At 45.4% G+C, this 12596-nt stretch carries 9 protein-coding genes and 2 pseudogenes; 7 read left to right on the top strand and 4 right to left on the bottom strand.

Annotated features, from left to right (window positions below; translation table 11 throughout):
* Positions 1-149 precede the first annotated feature (149 nt).
* The 6 genes and pseudogenes from KHN79_RS15635 to KHN79_RS15610 all read left to right on the top strand — a co-directional run bounded on the left by KHN79_RS15635 (position 150) and on the right by KHN79_RS15610 (position 6942).
* Positions 150-1106, top strand: a complete 957-nt coding sequence (locus KHN79_RS15635) for a MoxR family ATPase (RefSeq protein WP_182010755.1) — start codon at positions 150-152, stop codon at positions 1104-1106.
* 14 nt (positions 1107-1120) lie between these two features.
* Positions 1121-2046, top strand: a pseudogene (locus tag KHN79_RS15630) (DUF58 domain-containing protein).
* Positions 2047-2075: 29 nt separating this feature from the next.
* Positions 2076-2553, top strand: a pseudogene (locus KHN79_RS15625) (DUF4381 domain-containing protein).
* Positions 2546-3550: a VWA domain-containing protein gene (locus KHN79_RS15620; protein ID WP_182010756.1), complete on the top strand. Its 1005-nt coding sequence runs from the start codon at positions 2546-2548 to the stop codon at positions 3548-3550. The pseudogene KHN79_RS15625 and the gene KHN79_RS15620 overlap by 8 nt, the downstream one beginning before the upstream one ends.
* Positions 3543-5291: a VWA domain-containing protein gene (locus KHN79_RS15615; protein WP_211907301.1), complete on the top strand. Its 1749-nt coding sequence runs from the start codon at positions 3543-3545 to the stop codon at positions 5289-5291. The genes KHN79_RS15620 and KHN79_RS15615 overlap by 8 nt, the downstream gene beginning before the upstream one ends.
* Before the next feature lie 4 nt (positions 5292-5295).
* Complete coding sequence (locus tag KHN79_RS15610; RefSeq protein ID WP_182010145.1) at positions 5296-6942, top strand: BatD family protein; 1647 nt, start codon at positions 5296-5298, stop codon at positions 6940-6942.
* 78 nt (positions 6943-7020) lie between these two features.
* On the opposite strand, the gene pstB is transcribed toward KHN79_RS15610, so the two are convergent.
* The 4 genes from pstB to KHN79_RS15590 all read right to left on the bottom strand — a co-directional run bounded on the left by pstB (position 7021) and on the right by KHN79_RS15590 (position 10570).
* Positions 7021-7770 (bottom strand): phosphate ABC transporter ATP-binding protein PstB, encoded by a 750-nt coding sequence (gene pstB / locus KHN79_RS15605; RefSeq protein ID WP_182010146.1) that lies wholly within the window; start codon positions 7768-7770, stop codon positions 7021-7023.
* Between the two features lie 60 nt (positions 7771-7830).
* On the bottom strand, positions 7831-8694 hold the full coding sequence (pstA, locus tag KHN79_RS15600) for a phosphate ABC transporter permease PstA (RefSeq protein ID WP_182010147.1): 864 nt from the start codon (positions 8692-8694) through the stop codon (positions 7831-7833).
* A 22-nt stretch (positions 8695-8716) separates the two neighbouring features.
* On the bottom strand, positions 8717-9649 hold the full coding sequence (pstC, locus tag KHN79_RS15595) for a phosphate ABC transporter permease subunit PstC (protein WP_182010148.1): 933 nt from the start codon (positions 9647-9649) through the stop codon (positions 8717-8719).
* A gap of 99 nt (positions 9650-9748) precedes the next feature.
* The gene (locus KHN79_RS15590; protein ID WP_182010149.1) at positions 9749-10570 is read right to left on the bottom strand and encodes a phosphate ABC transporter substrate-binding protein; all 822 of its coding nucleotides are present in this window, start codon (positions 10568-10570) and stop codon (positions 9749-9751) included.
* A 340-nt stretch (positions 10571-10910) separates the two neighbouring features.
* Here KHN79_RS15590 and KHN79_RS15585 point away from each other — a divergent pair, with 340 nt between their 5' ends.
* Positions 10911-12554, top strand: coding sequence for a methyl-accepting chemotaxis protein (locus tag KHN79_RS15585; protein WP_182010150.1), 1644 nt, complete (start codon positions 10911-10913; stop codon positions 12552-12554).
* Positions 12555-12596 lie beyond the last annotated feature (42 nt).

The following is a 12596-nucleotide window of genomic DNA, read 5'->3' as shown; positions in this document are numbered from 1 at the left end:
ATTCATCTTAAATGCCGGGTTGTAATCCGTTTCTACGACCCAATATTGAAAAGATAAATTTCAACCTTATACCGGAACTTTTTCCTGTATGCGATTGACCAATACTGGCAACCAAAAGCAAAATCAAATGGATACCGAGAGTCCGCAACATGCATAAATCTAACTTCGAAACTCTTCAGCAATACCTAGAGTCTCAAATTATTGGCCAGCAGGATCTGGTCAAGCAATTGTTGATTGCCCTGCTAGCTGACGGGCATATTTTGGTAGAAGGCCCTCCAGGGCTTGCAAAAACCCGTGCCGTCAAATCATTGTCAGACTGTGTGGAAGGCGATTTCCACCGCATACAATTTACGCCGGATTTATTGCCTGCCGATTTAACCGGCACCGATATTTTCCGACCAGAAACCGGCGAGTTTACGTTTCAGGCTGGTCCTATTTTCAACTCGCTTATTCTCGCCGATGAAATAAACCGTGCACCTGCTAAGGTACAAGCAGCGATGCTTGAAGCCATGGCTGAAAAACAGGTAACTGCAGGACGCCATACCTACCCATTACCTGATTTATTCTTAGTGATGGCAACTCAGAATCCTATTGAGCAAGAAGGTACTTATCCACTCCCAGAAGCCCAGTTAGACCGATTCTTACTGCACTTAGAAGTAAACTACCCGGACGCCGAGCATGAGTTAGCGATTTTGCGCATCAATCGAGGCGAGGCAAAAGGACAAGAAATCCCTGAACGACCAAGCATCAGCCAGCAAGATATTTTTACAGCCCGACAGGAAGTGCTCGATATTCATATGGCGGAAACGATCGAACAGTACATAGTTCGCCTTGTTATGGCTACACGCCAGGCGAGTGAGTACGACAATGAGCTAGATAAATGGCTGGCAATGGGTGTAAGCCCTCGCGCAACTATTGCCTTAGACCGATGTGCCCGCGCTCATGCATGGTTAAAAGGGCGTGATTTTGTTTCCCCGGAAGACGTACAAGCGATGGCATACCCTGTTCTGCGTCATCGCTTGTTATTAAGTTATCACGCACAAGCTGAAGGCATTACCGCAAATCAGGTCATCGACAAGTTGCTTAACCTTGTTGGAAGCGCATAGAACAGGTTCGTGATATGTCTGTAACCCATTCATTGCCACCTCATGCAAATGGGGTGACGTTAACCCTCGAAGAACTGCTGCATTACCGGACTCAGTCGGTGCATTGGTTACCGCCTGCGCAAAGCATCTGGTCACAGATGAGTGGTAACCATACCAGCCGACAAAAAGGACGTGGTATGGACTTTATGGAAGTGCGCCAATACCAGGCCGGAGATGATATTCGTAGTATTGACTGGCGAGTCACCGCCCGCACTGGGAAAGCACACACTAAACTGTTTGCCGAAGATAAAGAGCAGGCTGTGATTTTGTATATCGATCTCAGTTCCAGTCTCCACTTTGGTTCGCGGTATGTTCTCAAGTCTGTGCAGCTTGCTCATTTTGCCAGTGTGTTAATCTGGCTTACTCTAGCCAAGAAAGACCGTATCGGCGCTGTCATCGATGATGGTAATCAATGTTTAGAGTTCAGGCCTTCATCATTGCAAAAGCAGGGACTTCGTATTCTCAATGCGATAATCAGCGCACATAACAAGCAATTATCCCGTTTTGAAAACAACAACATTCGCTCAATGTCCTATTCCGAGGTGTTTGAAACTCTAAATACGCTGACACCAAAAGGAAGTGAGCTGGTATTACTCAGCGATTTTCCCAAACAAGCGAAAAAGAGTTATCCCATTTGCGTCGCCTCAAGCAACATAACAACGTAAGAGCAGTCCAGTTTCATGACCCATTGGAACAAGGGGAGACCGACTTCCGGGGACAAGTCAAAGCGTCTGATGGCTATCGTAGCCAGTGGTTCAATTTCGGCTCAAAAGGACAAAGGAAAGAACTGGAATCTCACTTTACAAATCACCAGACATCTATCAAAAATCTATGTCATTCGATGGCGATTCCATTTAACAGCCTCTCAAGTGGCTCTCCGTTAATTCAACAATTAAGCTAGCAAGCTGTAATAATTAAGCAGTAATCACAATGACAACAGAAAACCAAAGTCTAAATCTTGAACCTTTAATTTTACCTAATCAGCCCGACTGGTTCCCGCTAGCCTGGGGATGGTGGGCATTTTTAGCCGGTATTATTATTGCCGTTTTGGGCTTAGCCCTTTTTTTTAAATGGCGTACTAAGCGCTTACGTGCAAAAAAAAACTGCTTTAAAATTACTCACTCATTCGGTTCCTCCGCATACGCCCTCTTCCGCTATGGAAATTTTACGTCAGGCGGCTTTAAGTTACTTTCCTCGTACAGAGATCGCTCCGCTGACTGGTTCCGCATGGTACGAGTTTCTTGACAGCCACACGAACGAAACCCGATTCGCAGATAAACAGCAACAGTGGCAAGCGACTCTGTATCAGAAGTCACCACAGGAACAACATCAGGATCTCATTGATGATTGTGTTTTCTGGGTTAGTCACGCTTTGCCACCAAAGAAAAAGGCCAATACTCGTGACTGAGGCAACAATCATGACAGACTTAAACCAGTGGTGGAGTATCGAGTTTGTCTGGTGGTGGGCACTGTTTTTGCTGCCCGTACCACTGCTTGTTTATAAACTGATGCCACAGGAAAGCCAGCAAGCAGAGATTAAGCTGGCCTACCTACCTGAGAATACTCACCATCGTAAACCTAGACAGTTAGTTCAAAAGACACTGTCCATTGGTATCTGGACTTTGCTGGTTATCGCTTGTGCACGTCCAGTTTGGTTCGGCGAACCTGTTGAATTTCAGCCTAAATACCGTGACCTAATGTTGGTGGTTGACCTCTCAGGTTCAATGCAGCAAGAAGACATGAACGTAGACGGTGACTATACCGACCGACTCACCGCCGTGAAAAGAGTCCTCTCCGACTTTGTAGAGCAGCGCAAAGGTGATCGCTTAGGTGTTGTACTATTTGGCGACCACGCCTATTTACAAACACCGCTAACAGCAGACAGGAAGACCGTTATACAGCAAATCAATCAGACCGTTATTGGCCTGGTTGGTCAACGAACCGCAATGGGCGATGGTATTGGCTTAGGCACCAAAACCTTTATCGATAGCAACGCTCCTCAGCGTGTCATGATTTTACTGAGTGACGGTAGTAACACCGCTGGCGTTCTTGACCCGATTGAAGCAGCAGAAATTGCAAAAAAATATCACGCAACCATTTATACCGTCGGTGTCGGCGCTGGCGAAATGATGGTGAAAGAGTTTTTTATCACGAGAAAAGTCAATACTGCTGCGGATCTTGACGAAAGAACCTTGAGCCAGATTGCCGAGTTAACCGGAGGGCAATATTTCCGCGCCAGAGATGCAGAGCAACTTAAAAACATCTACGACACCATTAACCAGTTAGAACCCGTATCCAGTGATACTAAGACCTGGCGTCCTCAATCCGAATGGTTTCCCTATCCATTGAGTGGTGCTCTATTACTTTCTGTATTGTTGTTCTTCCTAAGGAGAAAACATGGCTGAGTTTGTTTTCCTCAATCCATATTGGCTCATTGGGCTTATCGCGACACCAATCGGTCTCGCTTTAAATAAAAAGTTTACCGCAAAGAAATCTGCACTGATTGCACCTCATCTGGCGAAAATACTAGGGCATTCGGTGCAATCCAAACACTACTTTACGGTTTGGGGTATCGCATGGGCAATTGCCTGTATTGCACTGGCAGGACCAAGCTGGCAATCCAATGAACGTCCAAGCTTTGAGCTGAGTAAAAACCGTATACTGTTACTCGATATGTCGCGCTCAATGTACGCCACCGATATTAAGCCAAACCGACTGGCACAGACACGCTACAAAGCGCTCGACCTATTGCCTGACTGGAAAGAAGGTGCAACGGGTCTTATCGCTTACGCTGGTGATGCTTACAGCCTAAGTCCTCTCACCACAGACTCCAGTACGTTAGCGGGCATAATAGAAAACCTAACTCCTGAGTTGATGCCTTTTCAGGGTTCAAACCTGCCCTCGGCAATTGAGTTGGCATTAAATCAGTTTTCTCAGGCAGGCACCAATCAGGGCGATATTATTCTGTTGGCAGATGATCTTGACGACTCTGAACTGAATCATTCTCTCAAGTTATTAAAAGGTAAACAGTTTCGAGTTTCAGTGCTCGCAATCGGCACAACAAATGGCGCACCGATAGCATTGCCAGATGGCTCCCTGCTTAAGACTCAGCAAGGTACGACTGTGATTGCTAAAACGCACCTTAAAAACTTGCAAAGGTTAGCTCATGAAACCGGCGGACGATTTGTACCGATTCAATACAATAACCGTGATGTCGGAACCCTGGCTGCCTTTACTAATGATTCCGGCACTAGCTTTGCTGCAAAACAAAACAACGAAGTGAAAACTGGAACGAGAATGAACGGTGGTTTTTGGTTACTACCACTATTACTACTTCCTGCGGCTCTGCTGTTTCGCCGTGGCGCAGTTTGGATATTAATCGCAGGAATCACTCCAATGACATGGACAACTCACGTTGAAGCGAACCCATTCTTAAATGCAAACCAACAAGGGTTAGAGCTTTATCAACAAGGCGATTTTGAGCAAGCACAACGCCTGTTTAGTGACCCTAACTGGAAGGGTGCAGCAAGTTATCAGGCCGGAGACTATGAAACTGCAATTAAAGCCTTTTCAGACAATCCATCATTTGAAGGGCGATACAACCTTGCCAACGCTCTTGCACAGAATGGCCAACTCGAAGAAGCAGCAGAGCTGTATAAAGACGTACTCAAAGAAAGACCAGATTTTGATGCCGCGAAGAAAAACCTTTCAGCCGTAGAGGAGAAACTGAAGCAACAGCAACAGCAACAGCAACAGCAACAGCAACAGCAACAGCAACAGCAACAGCAACAGCAACAGCAACAGCAACAGCAACAGCAACAGCAACAGCAACAGCAACAGTCTCAAAATGACGAGAAGAAAGAGCAAGGGCAAGAATCACAAAACCAGCAAGATTCTGAAAATAAAAAAGAACCCCATCAAACAGAACCTAATGTTGCTACGAAAGATGACGGGGAATCTGATGAGCAAAAACACCAAGCGTTAAAAGCTCAGGAACAGCAAGAGCAATCGCATCGTGATGACCCTGAATTTCGTCGTTTGGAGGCCGTGGAAAGTGCCCGGGATCCAAGTTATTTGATTCGCGCACAAATGCAGTTGCAAGCCAAACAAAAACAACGTCCGCAGCAATCTCGAAAGGAGTGGTAAGCCAGTGATGAAAAAAGTCGTAAAACTGGTCTTTGTTCTTGTAACCGGCCTGTTAGCCAGCGTCTCAGTAATGGCTAAAAGTCTCGAAGCAAGCGTCAATAAAACTCAGGCTGTAAAAAACGAAGTGATTAACCTGAGGATCATGGCAGATACAGAACTGGACTCCGATGCCATTGACTTTAAAGTGTTAGAAAAGGACTTTTTCTTAGGACAGCCGCGCTACGGACGATCCAGCAATTACATAAACGGTCATAAGTTTTTGCGTACCGAGTGGAGTATTGCCATTGCACCGATGAAAGAAGGGATTCTAACCATTCCAAGCTTTTCGGCTGAAGGAATGAAAACCGAGCCCATAAAGCTTCGTGTAAATGCAAACCAAGCCGAGCCTGATCTCGATGATCTTTTCAACTTCTCAATGAGCGTTGACAATCATACCTTCTACCCGAAGCAGTCCGCGAATCTGAGGATGCAGCTCATCATTAAGGCGGACACACGACGTCTGGACAACCCCAGAATCCTTCCTCCTACGATTGAAGGTATGAAACTCGATCCCGTTGGTGAAATGCAGCAAGGTCAGCGAGTTATGGATGGCCTTGAAGTAACGGTTGTAGAACAGTCTTTTCGTCTAACCGCAGAGCAAGCCGGATCTTACACCCTAAACGGCCCGCAACTTACGGGATCTTATATTTATGGTGATAGCCTGACCGGGTCAACCAAGATCATGCCAATCAGCACTAAAGTTGAACAGATGCCAATTACAGTGAAAACCATTCCGGCCGAATTTCGCGGCAAATGGTTACCAGCATCGGCTTTAGAAATGACACAAAGCTGGCAAGACGACAAAGGACAGAAATTATCGTCTGATAGCGCAAATAAGGTAAAACAAGGCTCATCGCTCACTCGCACGATTCAGATCAAAGCTAGGGGAACCCAAGCAGAATTCTTACCCAGAATTGCCATCGAGTATCCTAGCTCACTGCGCGTATATCCTGAGCAACCAAGCTTTGAAACAACGAAAGACGGTATGATCGTCATGACCGTCAAGCAAGTTATCATACCTACCGAATCCGGCTCGTTTACTTTACCAGGCTTTAAGCTTAACTGGTGGAACAGTAGTCGGGACGAAGCGAAATCAACAGCTCTCGATGGCATCACGCTGGATGTTGAGCAAAGTGATATGGGTATAATAACACTGCCTGAAACTTCACTGTCTCAAGCGCCGGCAGTCAGTGCAAACGCATCGGATCAAACTGGTGTTGATGAGATATGGCAGTACCTCACATTTGCCTTTGCAGGGTTGTGGGTGATGACATCCCTAATCACGGTGGTGATCTGGAAAAAACGTCCTGCTGTGCACAAAGACCGTAATGACTTAACTGAAAATCCGCATAGCATTGAAAGCCTTAAAGCAACAATAAAGCAGGGGGATCCGGCAAAAATTGAAAGAGTCGTTAGCGAATACCTGTATGCCAACCGCAGCTCATTAAGTCCAGATGCGGTGAAAGCGGTTAAATGCGATCTTGAAGTAATGAACCATGCACGTTTCAGTGCAAAGCAGCAGCCTTGGAGTTCCGATTCCCTGTTAGCGAATGTCAGTAATCTGACAAAGGTAAAACCAGCTCACGCAAGCCACCAGCTTGAAAAGCTATAAGCAAAAAAAGCCCCTCATATAGAGGGGCAAAGTTACCATCGCTTATAGTTATGTATTTATGCCAGTAAATGTTGTTGATTAACCGAAGTCACCGTTAACGTAGCCTTGAGTACGATCGTCTTGCGGGCTGCTGAAGATCACCTGAGTATCATTGTGCTCAACCAACTCTCCCATCAGGAAGAACGCAGTGCGGTCAGAGATACGACGCGCTTGCTGCATTGAGTGAGTAACGATAACGATGGTGTAGTTCTTCTTCAGCTCTTCCATCAGTTCTTCAATTTTGTGCGTTGCAATCGGGTCTAGTGCCGAAGTTGGTTCATCCATCAGGATAACGTCTGGTTCCATCGCGATTGTACGCGCAATACAAAGACGCTGTTGCTGACCACCAGAAAGACCAAAAGCATGCGATTTCAGACGATCTTTCACTTCATCCCAAAGTGCTGCGCCGCGCAGTGATCGCTCCACCACTTCATCAATTGTCTTTTTGTCTTTGACGCCCTGAGCACGTAAGCCGTAAGCAACGTTCTCATAAATGCTCATTGGGAATGGGTTTGGCTTTTGGAATACCATACCAACTTTAATACGAAGGTCTGCGACATCGATGTTGCCGTAGATGTCTTCACCATCCATCGTCAGTTTGCCCTTGATCGTCACCCCTTCAATAAGGTCGTTCATACGGTTCAGGCAACGTAACAACGTTGATTTACCACAACCTGACGGACCGATAAGAGCCGTTACCTGACGAACTGGAATAGGCAGGTTGATTGATTTCAGTGCTTGATTGTCACCGTAAAACAGGTCTAGGTTTTTAATATCAAATTTGTTCATGTTCTTAATCTCTTAATTCTTGAATTCGTGTCTTTTAACGTGCGTTCTTAATTTGTGTTGTTAGTAAGTTGCGGTGTTAAAACGTCTTGCAATCAGTTTAGTCACCATGTTGATCAAAAGAACAACGACAATAAGCACTGTTGCGGTACCGTAAGCCTGATTCCATTCCTCAACGGTGAACAGTTCGGTAGTCAGTTTGTAAAGGTGAACGGTTAGAGTACGACCTGAATCGAGCAGAGAATCAGGGATACGCGCTACCATGCCTGCTGTCAGGAATACCGGAGCAGACTCACCAATGACACGACCAATACTAAGAATGACCGAGGTTAAGATACCTGGCATTGCGCTCGGAAGAATCAAACGCCAGATAGTGTAAATTTTTGAAGCGCCAAGACCATATGAGCCTTCACGGTACGTTTGTGGTACTGCCATCAAAGCCTCTTCCGTTGTACGGATGATAACCGGCAGGATCAGAATACTCAGTGTCAGCGCCCCCGACAGAATCGAGAAACCAAGACCAAGGATAGCCACGAAGAAAGTCATACCAAACAGACCGAAGATGATCGACGGGATACCTGCCAGAGATTCGGTACAGAATCGAATTACTTTCACCAAACGGCTGCCCACTTTTGCGTATTCAGTCAGGTAAATTGCCGTCATAATCCCCAACGGCGCTGCAACTGCGATGGATGCGATAACCATGTAAATGGTTGACACAATCATTGGGAAGATACCGTGCTCATCGCCGGTACGCGTGTAGTTATCAGTGATGAAGTTCCAGTCTACGTGCTGTAGACCGTTTGATAGGATGTACCAGATAATCCAGAACAAGAACCCTACCGTTAATCCAGCCGAAATCCAAACCAAAACGTTAAAGACGTTATCTTTGAACTGGCGGGCTTGTTTTAATTTTGCGCGATCCATAATAGTCACCTTTAACGAGCGATTACTTCGCTTTTTCTCGGTTTAGGTAAAGAAGTACAGCATTCAACGACATGATGAAGACCAGCAGTACTACACCAGTAGCGTAAAGAGCATTCGCGTGAACACCACTTGCGTAAGACATTTCAATCGCGATGTTCGCAGTCAGCGTACGTGCTGAATCTAGAATGCCTTCCGGCATCGCTGGTGCGTTACCCATCACCATGATGATTGCCATTGTTTCACCCAGAGCACGACCGATGCCAAGAATGACACCAGTCATAATGCCTGAACGAGCCGCAGGAACGAGCAGTTTGAAGATTGTATAGATTTTTGAAGCGCCCAGTGCCAGCGAACCTTCTTTGTACGTACGAGGTACAGCGCGGATAGAGGTTTCTGATACCGTAATCACGGTCGGCAGAATCATGACACCCAGTACGATGATACCCGCTAGGATGGTATTACCTGCTGGTACGTTAAAGATGTCTTGAATCAAAGGGACGATGATTACCAGACCAAAGAAGCCGTATACCACCGAAGGGATACCAGCTAGCAGTTCAACCGCGGGACGAATTACATCCGCTAAACGCTTTGGCGCGATTTCAGCGATAAAGATTGCAGTCAGGACACCAACAGGTACACCAACCATAACTGCGCCTGCTGTAGAAACTACAGAAGCCACGATCATAGTTGCAACGCCGTAAAGCGCTGGCGGGAGCCAGTTTTGGCCTAGTACAATTCCTGAAACCCCAGCTTCCTGAAACGCAGGAATACTCTCTTTAACGATGAAGTAAGCAATTACTGCTAACGATACAATGCCGATAACGGCACTGGTCAGGAACAAGCCGTGGAAGATGCGCTCTTTCCAGTCAACGCGGCGTTTCTCGCGTAGGCCTGGCTTGCTGATAGCTTTGGCGTCAGTATTCATAAGCTTTTCACTATTTGTTGCGATGGTCATATTAAAATCTCACGGTTCCGGGCTTTCGCCAGTGAACACTATGATGAAAAGGCTCAGCCCTAAATAGCGGGCTGAGCAAATTTAAAAATCCCGATAGGATTAGTGAACTGAGATGTAACCGTTTTGGTCAACCAGATTTTGTGCATCTGCAGTTAGCATCCAGTCTAGGAATTTTTTCGTTTCAGCAGATGGCTTGCCCTCTTTGTAAAGAACAAGGAATGGACGAGCAACTTTGTAAGAGCCGTTCTTAACGTTAGCAACGGTTGCATCAACACTGTCAATTGCAAGCGCGTGAACTGTGTTGTCTACCGTGCCAAGAGAGATGTAGCCGATTGCGTATGGGTTAGAAGCAACCATAGTTTTTAGTGCGCCGTTACCGTTAGCAACTTGAGCACGTTGAGAGATAGCAGAAACTTTCTTACCAGAAATTTTCATTTTCAGAGACATAATGTCTTCAAATGCGCCACGAGTACCAGAAGCGGTATCACGAGTGATTGCTACGATTGGCTTGTCTTCACCACCAACGTCTTTCCAGTTTGATACTTCGCCTTTGTAAATTGCAGTAACTTGTTCAGCGGTTAAGCCTTTTAGTTTATTTTGTGGGTTAACAACAACTGCGATACCGTCACGCGCAACCACTTCTTCAATAAGAGTTGGTTCTTTTTCTGAATCCTTCAGATTACGAGAAGACATACCTAGGTCAGCAGAGCCGTTTTTCGCTGCTTTAACACCAGCAGAAGAGCCAGGACCTTGTACTTCAATAAATACATTTGGGTTTGTCTTCATATATGTTTCAGAGAAAACTTCCATCAGTGGAGTTACGCTGCTAGAGCCCACTGCAGAGATAGTTTCTTTAGCAGAAACAGGAGTCACTGCCATTGCGCCTAGAAGTGCGATTGCACCGATAACTGTCTTTTTCATCACAATTTCCTTTAAGTGGCATTATTGCCGTTGTGTTTCACTTGAACGGTGCTCACTTTAGAACTCGAATGTGACAGTTGTGTTTCACTTAATTGAAGCCTCTATGACACGTATCTAATCTGTCTATAGAAATTAATCCGTTAACACAATGTTTTCGATTTATTTTTACCCAACCTATCGCATCTTGCTCACAACTTAAGCAATGAAATAACAATCAAATACCTTTTGTAACTTTTGGGTATAAATAACCATGCCTAACCATTTGATTTACAAGACAGAACCATTTAAATTTATGGCTAAAAATATATCTATAATTAATCATTAATTTTTGAGGTCTATTATGCGTCAATTTTTTAGTACGCTATCTGTTAAGTTACAGATTTTTTTACCCGTATTGTTTACCGTCGTTTTAATCACCATTGGATTAAGCCTCGGAATAAGTAAGCTAAATCAGGCATTTAACAAAGTTTCAGAATCAACCCACAGTCTAATCGTACATAAAGACGAACTCAGTGCCATTGTCGATAACACTTATGCAATGCGCATCAAAGCCATCTACAGTCTGTTTCGCGCAGAAGATATCCAGTCACTAAATAGCGAATTATCCCAGCGACAGACTGAAAACCGTGCATTCTTAGATTCCATTAATGATCTATCCGGCGTAGAAGCCGAAGTAGAAGCAATGCGTAAAGCAATGAACCACTACGTTGATTTCACACGCACTACTATGACCCCTCTGCTTAATCAAAAGCACGCAGCCGAATACACGACTTCCACATTTAACCAAAAATTTGATGCTGCGATGGCAGACTATCGTGTTGCCGGTGAAGAGATGATTACCGCGATCGATAATCTGTCCGATAAGCTAAATCAAACGGTAATAAACGATGTAAAGGCAAACGGTGAGGAGCATTCCAGCACCTTGAGGAACATTGCTATTTCGATCGCCCTAATTTTACTCGTAGCTTCATTCATCAGCTGGGTGCTGGCAAATTACATTGTTGAACCTATCCGTAACCTACAGAGCACTATGCGCGAAGTGGCTAAAGGTAACCTGTCAGTGAAGGCAGAAGAAATGGGCAAAAACGAAGTATCTCAACTCGCTAATGATGTGAACCAGACCATAGAGCAGCTTCGCCATACAGTAGGTTCTTTAGTACGCATTAGTGAAGATGTGGCATCCGCTTCAACAGAACTCGCTACAGTAATGACGCAAAGCAGTGTCAATTCCGATCAAGAAAAGCAAGAAGTAGAACAAGTCGCTTCTGCAATCAACCAGATGGAGTCTACGGCAGCAGAAGTTTCCAACAATGCACAAATGGCAGATAGCGCATCTGCTGAAGCTCGCCAGCTTACAGAAAGTAGCCTGAAGATGTTTGAAGAGAGCACTCGAGCAGGCAATAAAATGGCAGAGCAACTTAACGAAGCCGCTATTGTAGTTACTTCGCTGAAGGAACAGTCAGAACAAATTGGGCGAGTTATTGAAGTCATTCAAGGAATCTCAGAGCAAACCAACTTACTGGCCTTAAACGCCGCGATAGAAGCTGCACGCGCAGGTGAAAGCGGACGCGGTTTTGCAGTCGTCGCTGATGAGGTGCGTATGCTGGCCGCAAGAACTCAGGAGTCTACCAAAGAGATTCAAACCATCATTGAAGAGCTTCAACAACAATCAGGCTCTGCAAACGAAAGCATGCATTCGAGCTTAGACATGTTGACGAGTAACCAGGCGATGGCTGAGGAAGTGAGTCAATCACTCAACAACATCAATCAGGCGATTTCCAACCTGAATGCAATCAATGCACAAGTCGCTACTGCTTCGGAAGAACAGAAACAGGTGACTACGGATATCAATAACAACCTTTCTAATATTTACCAGTTAGTGAGCCAGAACGTTACTGGTATCACTCAATCTGCGGCGGCCGCTCAAGAGCTTTCAGGCTTAGCAGAAACACAACAGCAAGAACTGAAGCAGTTCCGTATCTAGGAAACTCTTGTAATGCTATAAAAAGAAAAGCTCCGCAATTGC

It is taken from the genome of Vibrio sp. B1FLJ16, from assembly GCF_905175385.1.
Lineage (GTDB): Bacteria > Pseudomonadota > Gammaproteobacteria > Enterobacterales > Vibrionaceae > Vibrio.
Note: the sequence above shows the minus strand (reverse complement) of the source record. Positions and strands in the feature narration are given on the sequence as shown.

Coding starts and splice junctions, on each gene's coding strand:
- KHN79_RS15635 (WP_182010755.1), top strand. CDS start 150: ATGCATAAATCTAACTTCGAAACTCTTCAGCAATACCTAGAGTCTCAA.
- KHN79_RS15615 (WP_211907301.1), top strand. CDS start 3,543: ATGGCTGAGTTTGTTTTCCTCAATCCATATTGGCTCATTGGGCTTATC.
- pstB (WP_182010146.1), bottom strand. CDS start 7,770: ATGAACAAATTTGATATTAAAAACCTAGACCTGTTTTACGGTGACAAT.
- pstA (WP_182010147.1), bottom strand. CDS start 8,694: ATGGATCGCGCAAAATTAAAACAAGCCCGCCAGTTCAAAGATAACGTC.
- pstC (WP_182010148.1), bottom strand. CDS start 9,649: ATGACCATCGCAACAAATAGTGAAAAGCTTATGAATACTGACGCCAAA.
- KHN79_RS15590 (WP_182010149.1), bottom strand. CDS start 10,570: ATGAAAAAGACAGTTATCGGTGCAATCGCACTTCTAGGCGCAATGGCA.
- KHN79_RS15585 (WP_182010150.1), top strand. CDS start 10,911: ATGCGTCAATTTTTTAGTACGCTATCTGTTAAGTTACAGATTTTTTTA.